18 protein-coding genes are annotated in these 18,819 nt (G+C 68.9%); 8 read left to right on the top strand and 10 right to left on the bottom strand.

Annotation, left to right across the window (positions count from 1 at the left end):
• Nucleotides 1–35 precede the first annotated feature (35 nt).
• Nucleotides 36–2,639, bottom strand: coding sequence for a valine--tRNA ligase (locus MLE64_RS07205; RefSeq protein ID WP_243317094.1), 2,604 nt, complete (start codon nucleotides 2,637–2,639; stop codon nucleotides 36–38).
• Nucleotides 2,640–2,856: 217 nt separating this feature from the next.
• Between MLE64_RS07205 and MLE64_RS07200 the strand changes: the two genes are divergently transcribed.
• Nucleotides 2,857–3,216, top strand: a complete 360-nt coding sequence (locus tag MLE64_RS07200; protein WP_243317092.1) for a cytochrome c3 family protein — start codon at nucleotides 2,857–2,859, stop codon at nucleotides 3,214–3,216.
• Nucleotides 3,217–3,252: 36 nt separating this feature from the next.
• Nucleotides 3,253–3,972, top strand: coding sequence for an efflux RND transporter periplasmic adaptor subunit (locus MLE64_RS07195; RefSeq protein WP_243317091.1), 720 nt, complete (start codon nucleotides 3,253–3,255; stop codon nucleotides 3,970–3,972).
• Nucleotides 3,973–3,997: 25 nt separating this feature from the next.
• Here MLE64_RS07195 and MLE64_RS07190 read toward each other — a convergent pair whose 3' ends face one another.
• The 3 genes from MLE64_RS07190 to bioB all read right to left on the bottom strand — a co-directional run bounded on the left by MLE64_RS07190 (nucleotide 3,998) and on the right by bioB (nucleotide 6,335).
• A complete protein-coding gene (locus MLE64_RS07190) occupies nucleotides 3,998–4,243 on the bottom strand; it encodes a CDGSH iron-sulfur domain-containing protein (RefSeq protein ID WP_243287683.1) in 246 nt (81 codons plus the stop codon).
• Nucleotides 4,244–4,310: 67 nt separating this feature from the next.
• The gene (locus MLE64_RS07185; RefSeq protein WP_243317090.1) at nucleotides 4,311–4,970 is read right to left on the bottom strand and encodes a hemerythrin domain-containing protein; all 660 of its coding nucleotides are present in this window, start codon (nucleotides 4,968–4,970) and stop codon (nucleotides 4,311–4,313) included.
• A 411-nt stretch (nucleotides 4,971–5,381) separates the two neighbouring features.
• On the bottom strand, nucleotides 5,382–6,335 hold the full coding sequence (gene bioB / locus MLE64_RS07180; RefSeq protein ID WP_243317088.1) for a biotin synthase BioB: 954 nt from the start codon (nucleotides 6,333–6,335) through the stop codon (nucleotides 5,382–5,384).
• Between the two features lie 217 nt (nucleotides 6,336–6,552).
• Here bioB and MLE64_RS07175 point away from each other — a divergent pair, with 217 nt between their 5' ends.
• The 3 genes from MLE64_RS07175 to MLE64_RS07165 all read left to right on the top strand — a co-directional run bounded on the left by MLE64_RS07175 (nucleotide 6,553) and on the right by MLE64_RS07165 (nucleotide 9,920).
• The gene (locus tag MLE64_RS07175; RefSeq protein WP_243317087.1) at nucleotides 6,553–8,679 is read left to right on the top strand and encodes an alpha-ketoacid dehydrogenase subunit alpha/beta; all 2,127 of its coding nucleotides are present in this window, start codon (nucleotides 6,553–6,555) and stop codon (nucleotides 8,677–8,679) included.
• A gap of 57 nt (nucleotides 8,680–8,736) precedes the next feature.
• Entirely contained in the window at nucleotides 8,737–9,528 is a 792-nt protein-coding gene (locus MLE64_RS07170) for a hypothetical protein (RefSeq protein WP_243317086.1), read from the top strand.
• A gap of 188 nt (nucleotides 9,529–9,716) precedes the next feature.
• Nucleotides 9,717–9,920, top strand: coding sequence for a cold-shock protein (locus tag MLE64_RS07165; protein WP_243287678.1), 204 nt, complete (start codon nucleotides 9,717–9,719; stop codon nucleotides 9,918–9,920).
• A gap of 76 nt (nucleotides 9,921–9,996) precedes the next feature.
• Here the strand turns inward: MLE64_RS07165 and MLE64_RS07160 are convergent, their stop codons facing one another.
• From MLE64_RS07160 to MLE64_RS07135, 6 genes are all read right to left on the bottom strand, one after another.
• A complete protein-coding gene (locus tag MLE64_RS07160) occupies nucleotides 9,997–10,341 on the bottom strand; it encodes a hypothetical protein (protein ID WP_243317085.1) in 345 nt (114 codons plus the stop codon).
• 95 nt (nucleotides 10,342–10,436) lie between these two features.
• A complete protein-coding gene (locus tag MLE64_RS07155; RefSeq protein ID WP_243317084.1) occupies nucleotides 10,437–10,856 on the bottom strand; it encodes a hypothetical protein in 420 nt (139 codons plus the stop codon).
• Between the two features lie 37 nt (nucleotides 10,857–10,893).
• Nucleotides 10,894–12,444, bottom strand: a complete 1,551-nt coding sequence (locus MLE64_RS07150; protein ID WP_243317083.1) for a DHA2 family efflux MFS transporter permease subunit — start codon at nucleotides 12,442–12,444, stop codon at nucleotides 10,894–10,896.
• A gap of 7 nt (nucleotides 12,445–12,451) precedes the next feature.
• Complete coding sequence (locus MLE64_RS07145; RefSeq protein WP_243317082.1) at nucleotides 12,452–13,450, bottom strand: HlyD family secretion protein; 999 nt, start codon at nucleotides 13,448–13,450, stop codon at nucleotides 12,452–12,454.
• A gap of 1 nt (nucleotide 13,451) precedes the next feature.
• Nucleotides 13,452–14,795 (bottom strand): TolC family protein, encoded by a 1,344-nt coding sequence (locus MLE64_RS07140; protein WP_243317080.1) that lies wholly within the window; start codon nucleotides 14,793–14,795, stop codon nucleotides 13,452–13,454.
• Nucleotides 14,792–15,403, bottom strand: coding sequence for a TetR/AcrR family transcriptional regulator (locus tag MLE64_RS07135; RefSeq protein ID WP_243317079.1), 612 nt, complete (start codon nucleotides 15,401–15,403; stop codon nucleotides 14,792–14,794). The genes MLE64_RS07140 and MLE64_RS07135 overlap by 4 nt, the downstream gene beginning before the upstream one ends.
• Nucleotides 15,404–15,577: 174 nt before the next feature.
• Here MLE64_RS07135 and MLE64_RS07130 point away from each other — a divergent pair, with 174 nt between their 5' ends.
• From MLE64_RS07130 to MLE64_RS07120, 3 genes are read left to right on the top strand one after another with little or no spacing between them, the layout of a single operon-like run.
• On the top strand, nucleotides 15,578–16,267 hold the full coding sequence (locus tag MLE64_RS07130) for a CerR family C-terminal domain-containing protein (protein WP_243317077.1): 690 nt from the start codon (nucleotides 15,578–15,580) through the stop codon (nucleotides 16,265–16,267).
• A gap of 2 nt (nucleotides 16,268–16,269) precedes the next feature.
• Nucleotides 16,270–17,619, top strand: a complete 1,350-nt coding sequence (locus tag MLE64_RS07125) for a TolC family protein (protein WP_243317076.1) — start codon at nucleotides 16,270–16,272, stop codon at nucleotides 17,617–17,619.
• Nucleotides 17,620–17,646: 27 nt separating this feature from the next.
• Nucleotides 17,647–18,819: an efflux RND transporter periplasmic adaptor subunit gene (locus tag MLE64_RS07120; RefSeq protein WP_243317075.1), complete on the top strand. Its 1,173-nt coding sequence runs from the start codon at nucleotides 17,647–17,649 to the stop codon at nucleotides 18,817–18,819.

Genomic DNA, 18,819 nt, shown 5'->3' with positions numbered 1-18,819 from the left:
CGGTCGGGAGGCGGTGCCGTGCCTCAGGAATCGTTTCAGCCCAGCAGCGCCTTCACCTGGGCCAGGCGCTGCTCCCTCTCCTCGGCCTGGCCGCGCAGCTTGGCCACGGCGGCCTCGGGGGCCTTGGTGACGAAGCTCTCGTCGGCGAGGCGCGCCCGCAGGGGTTCCAACTCCTTCTCCAGCTTGGCCAGTTCCTTCTCCAGCTTGGCCTTCTCGGCGGCGGGATCCTTGAGGCCCGCCAGCTCCAGGGCCACGGCGCCGCCGGCCACCACGGCCACGGCCCGGGTGGGAGAGGCGAGGTCGCCCTGCGTGAAGGTGACGGACTCCAGCCGGGCGATGGACTTCAGGGCCTCGGTGAAGGGCGCCAGCTCGGAGAGCGAGCAGAAAGCCGCCACCCGCTTCGCGGGATCCACGCCCTGCTCGGCCTTGAGGCGCAGGAAGGCGGAGAGCACCTCCTGGAGGCGGGGGATGAGGGTGACGTCCCCACCCTTCGTCTGGAGGAGCGTCTCACCGATGGGCCAGGACCGCTGGGCCAGCAGCTTCGGCTCCCCGGTGGACAGGCGCTCCACCATCACCGCCTCGTGGATCTCCTCCGTCAGGAAGGGCACGAAGGGGTGCAGGGCCCGCAGCAGGATGTCGAGGAAGTGGAGGATGGCCGCCTTCTGGGCCTTCGTGCCGCTCTGGAGCTGCACCTTGGCCAGCTCGATGTAGGTGGCGCAGAAGTCGTCGTAGACCAGGTGGTAGAGGCGCTCGGCGGCATCGTGGAAGCGGAAGGCCTCGATGGACTCGGTGACCGATGTGAGCTCCTCACGCAGTCTTCCTGCCATCCAGAATTCGGCTTCGCCGAATTCTGGATCCGTCGCCAGCGTGACCTCCGCCCCGAGGTTCATCTGCACGAACCGTGACGCGTTCCAGAGCTTGTTGCAGAAGTTCCTGGAGGCCTCCAGCCGTGCGGGACTCATGGCGATGTCCGTGCCCGGGGCGGCCATGATGGCCAGAGCGAAGCGGAGGGCGTCGGTGCCGTACTCCTCCATGACCTCCAACGGATCGATGACATTGCCCTTGGTCTTGGACATCTTCTGGCCACTGGCGTCGCGCACCAGGCTGTTGAAGTAGACCTTTCGGAAGGGAACGTCGCCCATCCAGGTGAGACCCGCCATGGCCATGCGCGCCACCCAGAAGAACAGGATGTCGTAGCCCGTGATGAGCACGCTGGTGGGGTAGTAGCGCTTCAGCTCCGCAGTCTGCTCCGGCCACCCGAAGACGCTGAAGGGCCAGAGCGCCGAGCTGAACCAGGTGTCCAGCGTGTCCGGATCCTGGATCAGTTCTCCTGCTCCGCATGCGCGGCAGGCGGAGGGTTGCTCCAACTCCACGTGAAGCTCCCCGCACTTGGCGCAGGTCCAGGCGGGGATGCGGTGGCCCCAGACGAGCTGGCGGCTGATGCACCAGTCCTGGATGTTGGTGAGCCAGTGCTCCCAGACGGCGGCGTGGTGCGAGGGCGTGAACTGGATGCGGCCGTCGCGGACGGCCTCCAGGGCCATGGCCGCGGCCTCCTTCACGTCCATGAACCACTGCTCGCTGACCAGCGGTTCCAGCACGGCGCCGCTGCGGTCGCTGAGGCTGATCTTGTGGACGTAGTCCTCCACCTTCAAGAGGAAGCCCTGCTCCTCGAGGTCGGCCACCACGCGCTTGCGGGCCTCGAACCGGTCCAGCCCCGCGTAGGCTCCGGCGGCGGCGGTCATCTTCGCGTCGAAGCCGATGATGGTGATGGAGTCCAGCTTCAGGCGCTGGCCCGCGGCAAAGTCGTTGGGGTCGTGGGCCGGGGTGACTTTCACGCAGCCGGTGCCGAAGGCCGGGTCCACGAAGCTGTCGGCCACCACGGGGATCTGGCGGCCCGTGAGGGGATGGTTCATGAGCTTGCCGATCATGCCCTGGTAGCGCTCGTCGTCCGGATGCACCGCCACGGCCGTATCGCCCAGCATGGTCTCGGGCCGCGTGGTGGCCACCACCACCTCGCCGCTGCCGTCCGCCAGGGGATAGCGTAGGTACCAGAGCTTGCCCTTCCGCTCCTCGTATTTCACTTCGAGGTCGCTGAGGGCCGTCTGGAGGGCGGGATCCCACTGGATCATGCGGGGCCCGCGGTAGATGCGGCCGGCCTTGTAGCTCTCCACGAAGACCTTGCGCACGGCCTTGTTGAGGGCGGGGTCCAGCGTGAAGCGGTTGCGGGTCCAGTCCACGGAGCAGCCCAGGCGCTTGAGCTGGTGCTCGATAGCGCCCTGGTTCTTCTCCTTCCACTCCCAGATGCGCTGCTCGAAGGCGTCGCGACCCAGCTTGTGACGGTCCGTTCCTTCGGCCTTGAGCTGGCGCTCCACCATCATCTGCGTGGCGATGCCCGCGTGGTCCGTGCCCGGAACCCACAGCGCGTCGAAACCCTGGGCCCGCTTGAACCGCGTGAGCACGTCGTGGAGCGTGTTCACCAAGGCATGGCCCATGTGCAGGTTGCCCGTGATGTTGGGCGGCGGGATGACGATGGACCAGGGCTCCTTGCCGCTCTCCGGTGCCGCCTCGAAGGCGCGGGACTCCTCCCACACCTCGTACCAGCGCGTCTGCGCCGTCCTGAAATCGAATGCCTTGTCCATCTCTCGCATTGCCATCTTTGCCTTGCCTTTCCCGGATCCAAATCGACTTCGTCGATTTGGATCGATATGAACGACTGCGTTTGGAGCGGCCAGCCCAATGGATCAGTTTACCCGTGGGGACACGGGCCTTCCAGGCAGGGGGCCGAGGGGGAAGGCCCTTGAATGTAATGCGATATCATGGTCATCATTTGCATCGCGGCATGGATGAGGGGGCTACATGCGTCTTCTTCGGATGGGGATCCTGGGGCTGTCGGGACTGCTGGCGGCCGGGATCGGCTTGGCCCAGGAGCGGCCCCTGCCGGCCCCCCACGTGAAGGCCAAGCTCATCTGCCACGACTGCCATCAGAAGGAGAAGCCCACCACCGCGGCGGTGCCGGACGAGGCCTGCATGGTCTGCCACGGGGACTACCCGGCCATGAAGGCCCTGACGAAGGACGCCAAGCCCAACCCCCACGCCCCTCCCCAGGCCTCGCCCCACGAACCCTACCCCTGCACGGATTGCCACCGCCAGCACAAGACGCCTGCGGTGAAGTGCCTGGAGTGTCACGAAGGGAAGTTCACCTTCAAGATCAAGTGAGCCCCCGGGGCCCGTGGTTGCCGGTACCCTAGGAACATGGGCCCGAGTCTCCGCTTCCTGTCACTGCTCCTGTTCGGCCAGGTGGCGCTTTCCGCCGGAGGGTTGGCCCTGGAGGGCCAGGTGCTCCCCTATCGCCAGGTCGAGGTCAGCGCCCCGGTCTCGAGCCGGATCGTGGACATGCGCGTGAAGGAGGGGGAGGCCGTGAAGGCCGGCCAGCCCCTGGCCCTGCTCTACGGGAAGCTGGAGGAGCTCGAGATGCAGCGGGCCAAGGCGCTGCTGGAGCGGCGGGAGTTCGAGGCCAAGGGCGCCAAGCGCCTCTATGACAGCAAGATCATCCCCGAGGCGCGCGCCCTGGAGTCACGCATCGACCTGGAACTGGCGCGGCTCCAGTACGAGACGGCGGCCGAGCAGGTGCGGCTCCGCACCATCGTGGCCCCCATGGACGGCATCGTGGTCGAGCGGTACCGCGACGAAGGCGAGGCGGTCTCCGGAGCCCAGCCCATGTTCCGCCTCATGGACCTGAGCCGCGTGGTGGTCCAGTGCGCCGCGAGCCCTAGCCTCCTGTCCGCCTTTCCGCCAGGCCGGAAAGTGAAGGTGCTCTTCACCGAGCCCGCCGCCGGAAGCGCCGAGGGGGAGGTCACCCTGGTCGACCCCTGCGCGGACGCCTCGGGGAGGGTCCGTGTGCGGGTCGTGGTGCCCAATCCCGAGGGGCGCTTCCGGGCGGGGCTCAAGGCTCAGGTGCTGGCCCCGGAGTGATCCGGCTGCTTTCGGGAGCCCGGGATCAGAGCTTCTTGTGGGTGCCGTCGCACATGGGCTTGGTGCCGCTGTGCTTGCAGCCGCAGAACCACTTCGTGCCCGTGATGTCGGCGGTGTAGGCCAGGGGCACGAACGGGCCGCCCTTGTGGGAGCCGTCGCAGAACGGCTGCTTCTTGCTGTTGCCGCAGGCGCACCAGTGGTAGGTCTTGCCCGCTTCGACCTCCACCTGGTACGGGCCCTTCTGGGCGATGTGGGGCGTGGGATCCGTCATGGCGTGCCTCCTGTCGGGGTGCCTGTGGATGGAAGACCACTATAGCCCCGTCGTCGAGGAGGGACCCTCAATCGTCCCGGCGCTCCTCCGCCTCCTCCCACTCCAGCTCGGTCCACCACTCGTACTCGAGACCCTCGCAGGTGACGCCGAAGGAGGGGCAGGCGACGCAGCCGTCGCCACGGTGGACCTCGGCATCGTGCATGGGCGGGTAGGCCGCGAGCAAGGCGAGGGCGCCTTCCCGCGCCGCAGCCTCGGAGTCGGTCATGGGACGGGAGGGCAGGTCCCGCACATGGAAGCGGCGCAGGCGTTCCTCGCCCTGGGGGTAGAGCACCGAGTTCTCGGCGTCGATGTGCCGCCACAGGGAGCGGCTGTAGTCCACGGCCAGCGCCTCCACCTGGGTGCGATCCTCGCTTGCGGCCAGGGTGGAGCCCAGCAGGCCTTCCAGGCCATCCAGCAGGCTGGCCATGCGCTGGTGCTCCCCGGTGAGGGCCGCGATGGGGCCCCGGTGGGCGGGTAGCTCGGCGCGCTCCGCCAGGGCCCGGAACAGGATCTCCTCCTCCTTGTGGTGGTGGAAGTCCCCGGCATAGCGTCGGAAGAAGGCCATGAAGCGCACGCCATCCGCCGGATCGCCCAGGCCCGCCAGTCGGACCTTTACGAAGGTCCGCAGGGAGCCCAGTACCTGCTCGATGAGGTCGTGTTCCGCGCGGAGGTCGTCGATGAGCTTCATGATGCCTACAGGATAGAGTGCCTAACAAAACCCCGACAGGGCCGCGAGAAAGCCAGGTGGGATGCACCGCAGATATCAGTTTGTCTCGCGTATCGCCGAAGGCGATACCGAGAAGGAAGGGCCCGCAGGGCGATGTGGTTCATCGTTCAAGGGCGCTGACACGGCGGGGCGCCCACCTGGCTTTCTCCCTCCGGGCGAGGACCGGCGGGGAGGCTCCGGCTCCACGAGCCGCAGGCGAGTGGGAGGCACGCAAAGCGTGCCGTCAGACGGAGGGCGTAGCGGCATCGCCCTCCGTCTGACGGGCCCTGCCCCGCAGGGCCCTCCCGCTCGCAGGCTCGCGGAGGCGGAGCCTCCCTCGCGTTCCTCGCCTCGCTCGCCCGGCGGCCCTCGCGCGGCCCCGTGGGGGTTTTGTTAGGCACTCTTAACGGCGGCGCCCTCCACCCGCATGCCCAGGGCGTTCAGGAGCCAGTGGTCGTGGTTGCCGCCGGGGTTGGGCGTGGTGAGGAGCTTCTCGCCCGTGAAGATGCTGTTGGCGCCCGCGAAGAAGCAGAGGGCCTGCAGTTCGTCGCTCATCTGTGTGCGGCCGGCGCTGAGGCGGATGCGGCTCTTCGGGAAGAGGATGCGGGCGGTGGCGATCATGCGCACGAGTTCGAGCGGGGGCAGGGGGTCCACGTTCGCCAGGGGCGTGCCGTCCACGGCCACGAACTGGTTGATGGGGATGCTCTCGGGGGCGGGTTCCAGCTCCGTCAGCTCCTGGAGGAAGTGGATGCGCTGGTCCACCGTTTCGCCCATGCCCACGATGCCGCCGGAGCACACCTCCAGGCCGGCGGCGCGCACGGCGGCGATGGTCTCCAGGCGCTCGTCGAATTTGCGGGTGTGGATGATGGTCTCGTAGAAGTCGCGGCTGCTGTCGATGTTGTGGTTGTAGACCTGGCAGCCGGCGGCCTTCAGTCGCTTGGCCTGGTCGGTGTTGAGCATGCCGAGGGTGACGCAGACCTCCATGCCCATGCCGGAGACGCCCTGCACCATGTCGAGCACGGCGTCGAAGTTGGCGTCGTCCTTCACCTCGCGCCAGGCGGCGCCCATGCAGTACCGCGTCGAGCCGTTCGCCTTCGCTTCGGCGGCGCCGGCCAGGACCTTCTCCACGTCCTTGAGCGGCTCGACCTTGAGCGCGGTCTGGTAGCGGGCGCTCTGGGGGCAGTAGGCGCAGTCCTCGGGGCAGGCGCCGGTCTTGATGGAATCCAGCGTGCAGAACTGGATCTCCTCGGCGTTCCAGTGGGCCCGGTGGGCCGTGGCCGCCCGGTAGAGCAGCTCGGGCACGGGCAGGTCGTGGATGGCGCGGATCTCGGAGGGGGACAGGGGCATGGGCCACTCGCAAAGGGCCCATTCTATCCATAAGGCTCGGAGGCGCGGTTTATGACCATTGCATCCCTTATTGATCTGCACTGGTCTGTGTCGATGCCTCAAATGACACCAGATTGGCCCGGTGATCCCCCTCGTAGACGGGTGATCTGTAGACGGCTGGCCTCCGTGCTAGATTGAGGGGCCCCAGATGGCTCAGAACCCCTTGTGAGGAGTGCCTTTGGCCGCCCGTTCCGACCTGTCCGCGCCCGCCACGACCCTGACCCGCGAGCAGCGCGTCCGTCTCTTCCGCACGATCTATGCAGCGCGCCGCATCGACGACAAGGAAATCACCGGCAAGCGCCAGAACAAGGTCTTCTTCCAGATCAACGGCGTGGGCCACGAGGCCATCCAGGCCGCCGCCTCCATGGTGTTCAAGCCCGGCCACGACTGGTTCTTCTTCTACTACCGGGACCGCGCGCTGGCCTACGGCCTGGGCTACTCCGCCAAGGAGATGTTCCTGGGTTCGGTGGGCTCCGTGGAGGACCCCGCCAGTGGCGGCCGGCAGATGCCCAGCCACTGGGGGAACCAGCGGCTCAACATCTTCACCACCTCCAGTCCCACGGGCAGCCAGTTCCTCCAGGCCGTGGGGGCCGCGGAGGCGGTGCTGCGCGCCGAGCAGGGGGGACTCCAGGATGTGCTCGGAACGGCGCCGGACCAGCTGGTGCTGGTCACCACCGGGGATGGCACCTGCAGCGAAGGCGAATTCTGGGAGGGCATCAGCAACGCCGTGAACCTGAAGGCGCCGGTGGTCTTCCTGGTGGAGGACAACGGCTACGCCATCAGCGTGCCCAGCGAGGTGCAGTACCCCGGCGGCAACGTGGCGGCCCTCCTCAAGGGCTACGAGCCCCATGGCCTGCTGATCCTGGACGACGTGGACGGCTGCGATCCCCTCGCCAGCTACCAGGCCATGAAGGCCGCGGCGGACCATGTGCGCGCCCGCAAGGGCCCCGCCCTGGTGCGCGCCCGGGTCATCCGGCCCTACAGCCACTCGCTGTCCGATGACGAGCAGCTCTACAAGTCGAAGACTCAGCGGGAGGCGGAAGCGCTGCGGGATCCCGTGGCCATCTACGCCCATCAGCTGGTGGCCTGGGGGGACCTCAGCCCCGAGCAGCTCCAGATGCTGAAGGAGGAAGTCCAGGCGGAGATCGACGCGGCCTGGGAGGAGGCGGACGCGGCCCCGAAGCCCGAGCCCGGAAGCTTCTACCAGCACCTCTACAGCGAGGAGGTGGATCCCACCTCGGCGGCCTTCGACACGGAGGACGCCGCGGGCGACCAGGCCACAGGCACCAAGACGATGATCGACCTCGTCAACGCCACCCTGAAGCACGAGATGGCGCGGGACCCGCGCATCCTCCTCTTCGGCGAGGATGTGGCGGACGCCAGCCGGACGGAGATCCTCGGCGAGGTGAAGGGCAAGGGCGGCGTGTTCAAGGCCACCCACGGCCTCCAGAAGCAGTTCGGCAGCCACCGCGTGTACAACTCGCCCCTGGCGGAGGCCACCATCATCGGCCGCGCCATCGGCCTGGCGGCCCGTGGCTTCAAGCCGGTGGTGGAGATCCAGTTCTTCGACTACATCTGGCCCGCCATGCAGCAGCTGCGCGACGAGCTGGCCACCATCCGGTGGCGCTCCAACGGGGCCTTCAAGGCGCCCGTGGTGGTGCGCGTGCCCATCGCCGGCTACCTCATGGGCGGTGCCACGTACCACAGCCAGTGCGGCGAGAGCACCTTCACGCACATCCCCGGCCTGCGGGTGGTCTGCCCCAGCCGGGCCCTGGACGCCGCGGGCCTGCTGCGCACGGCCATCCGCTGCGACGATCCCGTGCTCTTCCTCGAGCCCAAGCACCTCTACCGGCAGACCCACAACAAGGGCAACGATCCGGGCCCCGACTTCATGATCCCCTTCGGCAAGGCCCGCACCGTGCGCGAGGGCACGAGCCTGTCCGTCATCACCTTCGGCAACACCGTGCACCGCGCGGTCCAGGCCGCCCGGGAGGCGGAGAAGGAGGGGCTCTCCGTGGAGATCATCGACCTCCGCACCCTCAGCCCCTATGACTGGGCAGCCATCGAGCGGACGGTGAAGAAGACCCACCGCGTGCTGGTGGCCCACGAGGACACGCTGAGCTGGGGGTATGGTGCGGAGATCGCCGCCCGCATCGCCGACGAGCTGTTCTTCCACCTGGACGCGCCGGTCCGCCGTCTGGCCGCCAAGGACACCTGGGTGGCCTACCACCCGGCTCTGGAGGACGAGATCCTGCCTCAGCCCAAGGACTTCCTCGAAGCCTTCCGGAAGCTAGCCGCCGTCTGAATCGGGGAAGGAAATCTCCGCGAGAGACCGGTAGGATGGGCCATGACCGGAGGGTCCATGCGCCTGGCTCCAATCCTGCTCTTTCTCCTGGGCGTTCCGGTCTTCGCCCAGCTGGGCCGCGCCGATGGCGGGGCCGGCGCGCCTCTGACGGGCTGGACCTTGGGATTCCAGCGGGTGCAGCCCTCGCTGTCCGCGAGCCTCGATGGAATCCGCGACGGGAAGGCCTCCCTGGTGGACACGGATTCGGATCTCGGGCTGGGGAGGGACGGCACCCCCTTCGGCGCGCTCCTGGAATACCAGGGCGAGGGCCACGGCTTCCAACTCACCTATGATTCCGCGCGCTACCGGGGCGATCGGGTGCTGCCCCGCGCCATCCTCATCGACGGGAGGTACTACGCGGCGGGCACCCCGCTCCAGACGCAGGCGAAGGTCGAGGTCCTGGAGGGCCTCTGGACCTACAAGTTCGTGCGGCGCCCCGATGCGTGGCTGGGCTTCGACCTCGGCGCGCAGGTCTTCCGGGTGGATCTCCAGGCCCTCACCCTCACATCGACCCCCCGAAGCCAGTCGGAACACTCCAGCTGGATCGTCCCCCAGGTGGGTCTCACGGGCTGGTCTTCAGGCGTCGACGGCCTTCTGGAGTCCCGGGTCTTCGCCCGGTACATCACCTACCGGGGGGCCACTTCCTTCCGGTACGGCGTGGACGCCCGGGCCTACCTCTATCCGAAGTTAGGGCTGCGGGTGTTCTTCGAGGATGGCCGCGCTCATATCCCCCGCGGGTCCGTAGAGGGGGACCTGGACCTACGGGCTGACCGACGGATCACGGGTCTGGGCCTGGTGATCCGCTTCTGAGCGCCGAGGGGCGCTCCCCGGGGCGGTGCCCGAAAAGACCAGCCGCAGAAAAAAGCGGTGGACGGCGGCAATCCTGTCATGCTGTTTTGCGTGACCCGCCAGGGGCGGAATTCACATCAACGCAATGACGGCCTTGTCTGGGGAAAGTCATCGCTACATCATCACCAGACGTTCTGCAGGAAACAGTTATGGCTCAAGGCACCGTCAAGTGGTTCAACGCCGAGAAGGGCTTCGGCTTCATCACCCCCGATGAGGGCGGCGCTGATCTCTTCGTCCACCACACCGCCATCCAGGGTGGCGGCTTCCGCACGCTGGACGAAAATCAGCGCGTCAGCTTCGAAGTCGCCCAGGGCCAGAAGGGCCCCCAGGCGACCAACGTCCAGAAGCTCTAGTTCTTTTACCGTTCAACAGGAAAGGCGGCCCCTCGGGCCGCCTTTTCTCATTCAGGTTCCAAGCCGGCGGCGCGGCTCAGTGGTGCCCGTGTTCGTCCATGACCGTGGGCTTGCCGATGAACTCGGCCTTGCGGCCCAGGAAGACCACCCAGAAGGCGAACAGGATCAGGACGCCGAGGCCCAGGTAGAACAGGGGCTGGAGGAGGGCCGCCAGGCCGGTCCAGCTGAAGCTCGCCAGGCCGACCAGCGTGCCCAGGAGGCCCAGTCCGATGAGCAGGATGCCCCACCGGGCGGAGGCCACGGGGGTTTGACCCACTTCTTCGGGCACAGTGCCGAGGGGGTTCTTCACCTCGCCGGCCACATGGGTGCCCTGGAAGAGGAGGATGGCGAACAGGATGAAATAGAAGACCAGGAAGAGCATGGGCGTACCTCGTCTTTCTTCCTATCACGATTTCCCGGCCCCCGGGCGGAATTCGGTGCATGGGTCACAACCTGCGCGGGTTGCTCCGATGGCCTTCAGCCTTCGTCCAGGATGGTCCGGCCGGCCCGGATGGCTGCCTCCTTCTGGCTCAGCCACTGGTGTTCACGCTGGTAGAGCCGCAGGTAGACGGTCAGCCCCATCCCGGCCAGAAGCAGGAAGAGGACCGCCAGGCCCAGCAGGATGGGCGCGGCTCCCCTCGGCGCTTCGGGCCAGAGGGTGGGAAGGCCGGTGGTCCCGGCCAGGCAGGCCAGGCCGAGGATCGTGGCCTGGATGGCCCGCAGGCGCCAGGGGCGGATCCGCTTTTCCACGGCGACTCGGGAGAGATCCCGGACGAAGTCGATCTGCTCGTCGGGGTCGGGGGCCCCGTGGGCCGCCTCGAGCTCGAGTTTGGCCAGCGAGAGGGCGAGTTCTCCCGAGGCATCGTCCAGCCGCGCGGTCCGGCTCCGGATGGTCATGGTGGGGCTCCTTTCGAAGAGAAGTGGAGGACCGGCCTCAGTGCAGGGAGAGGCCGCCTCCTTGGGGATTGCGGAGGGTCAGGACGAAGGGAAGGGCCAGGAGGAAGACCACGACGAGAAAGCCGAAGACGTCCACGAAGCTCATGAGGAAGGACTGGCGCGTCACCTCGGCGCCGATGATGCCCTGGCTGAGGCTCCGCACGGACACGGGATCCAGGCCCGCCCGGGGGAAGAGCCCCTGGTTGAGGCTCACGTAGCTGGCCTGGAGCGTCCCGTTGAACGGGGTGATGTGCTCGGCGAGCCGCGCGTGGTGGAACTGGGCGCGCTGGGCCAGGAGCGTGCTGGCGAGGGCGATCCCGACGCTGCCGCCCTCGTTCCGCATGAGATTGAACATGCCCGAGGCCGTGCCCACGAGCGCGGGCGGGATGCGCTGGACCGCGGCCGTGGCGATGGGGACGAACACGAAGCCCAGCCCCAGGCCATGGAAGATCCAGGCGGTGACCAGGTAGGCCATGCCCGTCTGGAGGTTCACGTGCGTGAGGAGCCAGGCTGAGTAGGCCATGGAGGCGGCCCCGGCGGCGACGATGAGGCGTACGTCCACCTTCCCCATGGCCAGGCCCACCGCGATCATGGCCACCACGGACGCGACGCCGCCCGGGCTCAAGATGAGGCCCGCCCAGGTGGGGGTGAACCCCAGCAGGTTCTGGACGAACAGCGGCAGCAGGATGAACGCCGCGTAGAGGCCGACGCTGATGATGAAGATGATGGCCATGCCGCCCGCGAACTCCGGCAGCCGGAACATGCGCAGGTCCACCAGCGGATTCTCCGCGGTGAGGGAGCGCCAGATGAAGAGCGTGATCCCCAGGGCGGCGAGGCCCGCGCAGACCTTCATGGCGTTCGACGCGAACCAGTCCAGGCGCTCGCCGCGGCTGAGGAAGAGCTCCAGGCAGCCAAGTCCCACGGCCACGAAGATCAGGCTCCAGTAGTCCACCGCGCCTTCGGGCCGCCGGAGGTAGTCCGGGTCCTCCACGAAGGTGAAGGCCAGGTAGTACGCCACGACGCCCACGGGGATGTTGATCCAGAAGATCCAGGGCCAGGTCCAGTTGTCCGTGATCCAGCCGCCCACCAGGGGCCCGAGGATGGGGCCGAAGATCACGCCGATGCCGAAGATCGCCGAGGCCATGCCGTGCTCTTCCTGGGGGAAGGCCTCCAGCGTGATGGCCTGGGACATGGGCACCATGGCGCCTCCCGCGAGCCCTTGGACCACACGCATGAGGATCAGCCACGTCAGGCTGGGCGCCGCGCCGGCCCCGAAGCTCGCCAGCGTGAAGATCGCCAGGCAGAGCAGGTAGAGGCGCTTGCGGCCGAAGGCGGCGCCCAGCCAGCCCGTGATGGGCAGGATGATGGCGTTGGCCACGAGGTAGCTGGTGATGACCCAGGTGATCTCGTCCGTGCCTGCGGCGAAGGTGCCCTTCATGTGCGGCAGGGCCACGTTGGCCACGGAGGTGTCCAGCACCTCCATGAAGGTCCCCAGCATGGTCGTCAGGGCGACGATCCACTTGTGGGCGGTTTCCCGCGGCGCGTCCATGGCGGTCTCAGCGGCTCCGGGTGTCGATCTCGGCCTCCACGCTCAACCCCAGGCGCAGCCTGCGCTCGGGGTCGGCGCCGGGGTCGAGGGCGATCTTCACGGGGAGGCGCTGGACGACCTTCACCCAGTTACCCGTGGCGTTCTCCGCCGGCAGCAGGCTGAAGGCCGCGCCGGTGCCGGCCGAGAGGCTCTCCACGGTGCCCGTGAACATCCGGCCGTCGAGGTCCGTCCTCATCCGCACGCGCTGGCCGGGCCGCACGCGCCGGAGCTGGGTCTCCTTGAAGTTGGCCTCCACCCAGAGGTCCTCCTGGCCGAGGGGCACCACCGCCAGCAGGGGCTGGCCCGCGGCCACCACCATGCCCGGCTCCGCCAGCTTGCGGCTCACGGTGCCGTCGCAGGGGGCGGCGATCGCGCAGTAGGAGCGCTGGAGCCGGGCCTGGTCCAGGGTCGCCTGGGCCACCTGAACCTTGCTCCGGCTCACGCCCAGCAGGCCCTGGGCGGCGGCCACCTGCTTCCGGGCCGCCGCCACCTGGGCCGTGGCCACCTCCTCGGCGGTGCAGGCCTGGTCGTGCTTCTGGCGGGGGATGGACTGCCGGGCGAGGAGGGCATCCATGCGCCGCTTCTCGAGGCCCGCCAGGGTCCGCTGGCTCTCGGCGGCCTGGACCTGGGCCCGGGCCTGGGCGATCTGGGCCTCGTTCAGGGCGAGGGCGCTCCGGGCCTCCGCGAGGGAGGCCTCGGCCCGGGCCACGCCGGCGTCGTAGTCCCGGGGATCCAGAGTGGCTAGCGTCTGCCCCATCCGGACCACCTGGTTCTCCTGGACCGCCACCTGGAGCAGCGGCCCGGGGATGTGGCTCGATACCGCCACCACATGGCCCTTCACGTAGGCATTGTCCGTGGCCACGAACACCTGGCCGTGGCGCCACCGCACCAGGGCCCAGACGGTGCCCACGGCGGCCAGGGCGAGGATGATCGCCAGTGAGACCCACTTCTTCGTCTTCGCATCCATCTCATCGCTCCCGGGACGTGTTCGCCTCGAAGAAGGCCGGCAGGTCCTCGCCCAGCGCCGCGAGCAGGCCAGCCTGCTGGGCATAGGCCCGGTAGCGCCGGTCCTCCAGGGCGCTGCGGCTCTCCGCCAGCACCGATTCCGCGTCCAGCACGTCCGTGTTGCGCACCAGCCCCTCCTGGTACTGATCGCCCGCCATGCGGAGGTTCTCCTCGGCGGCGACCACGTTCAGGCGCGCGGTGTCCACCTCCCGCAGGGACTGGCGGAAGGCCCGCAGGGCCGCCGCGGCGGTGGTCTCGGCCTGGCGCTCCGCCTCCTGCAGGTCCCGGCGGGCCCGGCCGGTCTCCGCCTCCGCCTGGCGCACCCGCGCGGCGCGGACGCCTCCGTCGAAGAGCTTCCAGGAGAGGCCCACGAACAGGCTCGTCTCATGCTCGTGGGTCAGGAAGGAATTCTGGCCATAGCTGTGGCTGGCCTCGGCGGCCAGCGTGGGCAGGAAGTCCTTCCGCCGATACGCCGCCTGGTCCGACAGGGCCTGGGCCTTGGCGCGGGCGGCGCGCACGGTCGGGTTCGCCTCCCGCGCCATGATCCGGCAATGCGCCTCGTCCCAGGGCAGGGCGGGTGGGCCGGCCAGGGCCTCCGGCAACTCCTGGGCGGCGCCGGGGGGCAGGCCCATGGCCACGTTCAGGCCCTCCAGGGCTGAGGTGTAGGCCTGGTCGAGGGCGTGCTCCGCGTCCCCCACCGCCCGCAGGGCCACCTCCGTGCGCAGGAGGTCGTTGCGCGCCACGACGCCTTGCTCGAAGAGGGCCCGGGCGTGGCCCAGGTGGGTCTCCAGGGCCTCCCGTCGCTGGACCAGGACGCGCTTCTGGGCCTTCAGGTTCAGGAGCGTGAAGTAGCGGGCGGCCACCTCGCTCTGCGCCTTGAGGAGGTCGGCATCCCCGGAGCCCGCGACGGCCTCCTCCCGGGCCCGGGAGGCCGAGAGGGCCCCGCTCCGCCGACCGAAATCCCACAGCAGGTACTGGACCGAAGCCTTGTAGCGCCAAGCCTGGCTGTCTGAGGTGGGGAAGACCTGGGCGGGCACCGTGAGGGGGCCGATCCGCATGGGCTGGCTCAGCAGCTCTGGCCGGTGGTCCGTGGTCCAGTAGCCGCCCTGGATCTGGATCTCGGGCCAGTAGAGGCCCTGCACCTGGGCCGTCTCCTCCCGGGCCCCGGCCAGGCTGGAGCGGGCCGCCTCGGCCGATTGGGACTGCTCGCCGGCCAGGCGCAGGGCCCGGGCGAGGCTGAGCGGCTCCCCGCTCCGCAGGGTGCAGGCCAGTGACACGCAGGCCAGGAGCATGGCCGCCGGTCTCATGGCCGGACTCCCGCGCCGCGCAGCAGGCAGGCCATGGCACGCTCCACGCAGGCACCGGGGTCCTCTTCCTTTCCCGTCCGGTGGCTCCGGTGCAGGGAGGCCTCCAGTACGCCGAAGCAGAGCTGGATGAGGAAGTCGGGATCCAGGTCCTGGAGGTCCCCGGCCTCCACCGCCCGGTGGAGGATGCCCTTCAGCCGCGCCCGCTCGGCCTCGTAGATCTCCCGGAGGCGGGGCAGGAACCGGGACTCGAAGCCCCAGTCGTAGTGCACCCGCTCGAGGATGAACATCGGCAGCCAGATGAGCCGCCCCCGGAAGTGATCCGCGTAGGCCTGGAACATGGACCGAAGCTGCTCCAGGGGTGGCCGGGGGGTCCGGAGGACCTCCTCGGCCCGGGCGGAGAAGGCCTCGGCCCGGTGGATCATCACCTGCTCGTAGAGGTCCTGCTTGGACGCGAAGTGCTCGTAGAGCCCCTGCATGCCGATCTGGGCCTCCGCGGCGATCTCCTGCATCGTGGCCTCGTCGAAGGGCTTCCGGCCGAACACCCGGCCCGCGGCCTCGAGGAGGAGATCCCGTCTCTGCTGCCGTTCAAGGCCCTTCCGATCCAGCACCGGAGCCTCCGAATCCGCATTCCAGATTCCGAATCTAGAATTTTAATTACGACCGTCAAGTCATCAATTAAGGCACCTCCAGGGCGATTTTTCCCCTTGACTGGCTCAAACGATTGATTAATTCTTGGAACCTGTTGTTCAACCGTTTGATTGGTTGATTGGAAACGAGGGGTCATGAACGCACAGCCGACCGACGCATCTCTTGATACGCGCCTGCGCCTGATCGAGGCCGCGATCCTGACCTTCGCCGAAAAGGGCTTCGACGGGGCCGGCATCCGCGAGATCGCCCTGCGGGCCAAGGCCAACTCGGCCCTCGTGACCTACCACTTCAGCGGCAAGGAGGGGCTGTACCTGGAGGCCCTCCGGTACATCTTCGCCCGCAAGGCCTGCCGCGTGGCCGAGCTGGCCACTGCCCCCGCCCTCGAGGGGCCGGGGGCTCGGAAGGATGCGATCCAGCGGCTCAAGGACCACATCCGGGCCTTCATGCAGGACCTGATGGCCTGCGATCCCCTTGATCCCCAGGATCCCCTGGGCGAGGCGGCCATGGCGCTCATGGCCCGCGAGATGCAGGCGCCGCGGGCGACCTCCTCGGCCCTGCTCATGGAGCAGATCCGGCCCCACGTGGACCACCTGATGCAGTGCCTCCAGGTGCTGCGGCCGGACCTCTCCTGGGGCGAGCTCCTGAACATGGGCATGAGCATCCAGGGCCAGATGCTCTATTTCCGCAACTCCCTGGGCATTTCCCGGCTCATCCGCGGGGACCCGAACTTTCCGGAGGATCTCGAGGAGGTCATCCGGCACTTCACCGACTTCAGCCTGCGTGGGCTCGGCATCCCCGAAGCCTTCCCCCAGCCGAGGAACTGATCATGCTTTTGTTCGCCCCTCCCGCCCTCCAGGCGCCGGCCCCGACTCCGGCTCCGGTTCAGACTCCAGCCCAGGCTTCGACGGCGGCCACAGAATCCGCGGCCCGCGCTCCCCTGAGCCTGGATCTGGCCGGCGCCTTGGCCCGGGCCCGGAACGAGAACCCCATGCTCCGCGCGGCCAAGGCCCGCGTGGAGGAGCGCCGCGGCCTCATCACCAGCACCCGCGCCGATGCCCTGCCGCAGCTCACCCTCATCGGCGACTTCACCCGGGCGCGGGATGTCTCCATCCTCAACAGCGGCTTCGCGGACAGCGCCGCCCAGTTCGGACTGTCGCCGTCATCCCTGGTGGGCGCCCGCAGCATCTACACCAGCCAGGCCAACCTCACCCAGCCGCTCTTCTACTGGGGCAAGCTGGGCACGGCCATCGACATCGCCAGGATGGGCGAGAAGGAGGCCGGCTACGGCTTCACCACCGCCGAGCTGGATACCCTCCACGGCGTGGCCAAGGCCTACCTGGCGGTGCTGGAGGCCCAGGCGGAGCAGGAGGTCGTGGAGACCCGCCGCAAGACCGCCGAGCAGTTCGTGTCGGACGTGAAGGCCAAGCTGGAGGCCCAGACCGCCACGGAGCTCGACCGCCTGCGGGCCGAGAGTGAGCTGCTGGCCGTGATCCCCGAGGCGCTCCAGGCCGACGCCAACGTGAAGCGGGCCCTGGAGGTGCTGAACGGGCAGCTGGGCCTGGATCCCAAGACGCCGCTGACGCTGGCGGACCTGGGCCATCCCGAGCTCTCGGCCCGGCCCGCGGGCACCGAGCGCAGCGAGCTGGCCCAGCTGAAGCAGCAGGAGGCCATGTACCGGGCCAACGAGAAGATCATCACCTCGGACCTGCGCCCCAAGTTCGACCTCAGCGCCAGCTACGGCTACCAGGCGGGCAAGAGCGACAACCTCTTCAAGGAGCCGTACGACACCTGGAAGGTGAGCGTCACCATGAAGTTTCCCATCTTCGACGGGCTGCGCAGCTCCGGCAAGCGCGCCCAGAACACGGCCCAGCTCGAGCAGGTGAAGCAGGCGCGCATCGACCGCGAGCGGTCCATCGCCATTGAGCAGAGCACGGCGGACCGCGAGCTGGAGAAGGCCGCGGCCCTGGACGAGGCCGCCCGCAAGGCCCACGACGCCACCGTGGAGGCCCTGCGCATGAGCCGCGAGTCCTTCGACCAGGGCCTCATCACCTCCCTCGATCTTCTCCAGGCGGAGCGGTCCGAACGCCAGGCCGAGAGCCAGCGCCGCCGCGCGGAACTGGGCCTCTGGTCCGCCCGCTTCGACCAGCGCCGCGCCCTGGGCCTCCCTCCTTTGTAACGAACCTGACGATTCCTGGAGTCGACCATGAACCGCAAAACCCTCATCCTCACCACCGGACTCGCCGCCGCCATCATCGCCGGGGCCGCCACCTTCCACCGCGGCAAGCGCAACGCCGAGCTGGACCACCAGGCCGCCGTGAAGGCCGAAGGCTCCGTGGCCGTCACCCTGGTGCCGGTCCAGGAGCGCAGCTTCCGGCCCGCCGTGGCCTTCACCGGCACGCTGCTGGCCGTGAACCGCGCGGAGCTGAAGGCTGAAGTGACCGGCCGCGTGACCCGCGTGCTGGTGCAGGAGGGCGACAGCGTCGCCGCCGGCGCGCTCCTGGGCGCCCAGGACGAGGACGACTACCAGCTGGGCGTCCAGGCCGCGGAGGCCCAGGCCGCGCAGGCCAAGGCCCAGGCCCTCCAGGCCCAGCGCGACAACGACCGCTCCGTGGCCCTGCTGGAAAAGCGCAGCATCACCCGCCAGGCGGCCCAGCAGGCGGAGACCGCCTTCCACGCCACCCAGGCCGCCGCCCAGGCCGCCGACAGCAACCTGGGCCTGGCCCGCCTGCGCCTCAAGAAGGCCCGCCTCGTGGCGCCCTTCGCAGGGCAGGTGGCGCGCCGCGCCGTGCAGCCCGGCGAGATGCTGAATCCCGGCCAGACCGCCTTCGAGATCGTGGACAACCGCAAGCTGGAGATCCGCGCGGACCTGCCCGCCGAGGCCATGGCCCAGGTGAAGGTGGGCCAGCGGGCCACCTTCCGCAGCATCGGCGTGGACCGCCTCGTGGAAGGCCGCGTGGCCCAGGTGAGCCCGAGCCTCTCCCAGGACGGCCGCACCCTGCGCGTCCGCGTCGAAGTGCCCAACGCGGACGGCACGCTGAAGGGCGGCCTCTTCGTGGAGGGTGTCATCCTCGGCGAGGGCGAGACCAAGGCGCCGGCCCTGCCGGCCACGCTGGTGAAGGCGCAGGACCGCGATGCTGAAGTCTACGTGGCCGAGCAGGACGTGGCCCGCCGCCACAAGGTGGTGCTGGGCCCCGAGCAGGATGGCTTCCGTCCCGTGAGCGGCCTGGGCCTCGGCGCCCAGGTGGTGGACAACGGCAAGGACCTGGTGGGCGAAGGCAGCCGCCTGCGGGTGATCAGCGGCGCCGCTCCGGCCAATGCGGATGGCGGCTCTGCGCCGAGCAACGCGAATGGCGGCTCCGCCGCGAGAGGGAAGTGA

This window comes from Geothrix paludis (assembly GCF_022808815.1).
GTDB lineage: Bacteria > Acidobacteriota > Holophagae > Holophagales > Holophagaceae > Geothrix > Geothrix paludis.
Note: the sequence above shows the minus strand (reverse complement) of the source record. Positions and strands in the feature narration are given on the sequence as shown.

Coding starts and splice junctions, on each gene's coding strand:
- MLE64_RS07130 (WP_243317077.1), top strand. CDS start 15,578: ATGAACGCACAGCCGACCGACGCATCTCTTGATACGCGCCTGCGCCTG.
- MLE64_RS07165 (WP_243287678.1), top strand. CDS start 9,717: ATGGCTCAAGGCACCGTCAAGTGGTTCAACGCCGAGAAGGGCTTCGGC.
- MLE64_RS07200 (WP_243317092.1), top strand. CDS start 2,857: ATGCGTCTTCTTCGGATGGGGATCCTGGGGCTGTCGGGACTGCTGGCG.
- MLE64_RS07160 (WP_243317085.1), bottom strand. CDS start 10,341: ATGCTCTTCCTGGTCTTCTATTTCATCCTGTTCGCCATCCTCCTCTTC.
- MLE64_RS07140 (WP_243317080.1), bottom strand. CDS start 14,795: ATGAGACCGGCGGCCATGCTCCTGGCCTGCGTGTCACTGGCCTGCACC.
- MLE64_RS07155 (WP_243317084.1), bottom strand. CDS start 10,856: ATGACCATCCGGAGCCGGACCGCGCGGCTGGACGATGCCTCGGGAGAA.
- MLE64_RS07120 (WP_243317075.1), top strand. CDS start 17,647: ATGAACCGCAAAACCCTCATCCTCACCACCGGACTCGCCGCCGCCATC.
- MLE64_RS07185 (WP_243317090.1), bottom strand. CDS start 4,970: ATGAAGCTCATCGACGACCTCCGCGCGGAACACGACCTCATCGAGCAG.
- MLE64_RS07205 (WP_243317094.1), bottom strand. CDS start 2,639: ATGGACAAGGCATTCGATTTCAGGACGGCGCAGACGCGCTGGTACGAG.
- MLE64_RS07145 (WP_243317082.1), bottom strand. CDS start 13,450: ATGGATGCGAAGACGAAGAAGTGGGTCTCACTGGCGATCATCCTCGCC.
- bioB (WP_243317088.1), bottom strand. CDS start 6,335: ATGCCCCTGTCCCCCTCCGAGATCCGCGCCATCCACGACCTGCCCGTG.
- MLE64_RS07195 (WP_243317091.1), top strand. CDS start 3,253: ATGGGCCCGAGTCTCCGCTTCCTGTCACTGCTCCTGTTCGGCCAGGTG.
- MLE64_RS07170 (WP_243317086.1), top strand. CDS start 8,737: ATGCGCCTGGCTCCAATCCTGCTCTTTCTCCTGGGCGTTCCGGTCTTC.
- MLE64_RS07190 (WP_243287683.1), bottom strand. CDS start 4,243: ATGACGGATCCCACGCCCCACATCGCCCAGAAGGGCCCGTACCAGGTG.
- MLE64_RS07125 (WP_243317076.1), top strand. CDS start 16,270: ATGCTTTTGTTCGCCCCTCCCGCCCTCCAGGCGCCGGCCCCGACTCCG.
- MLE64_RS07150 (WP_243317083.1), bottom strand. CDS start 12,444: ATGGACGCGCCGCGGGAAACCGCCCACAAGTGGATCGTCGCCCTGACG.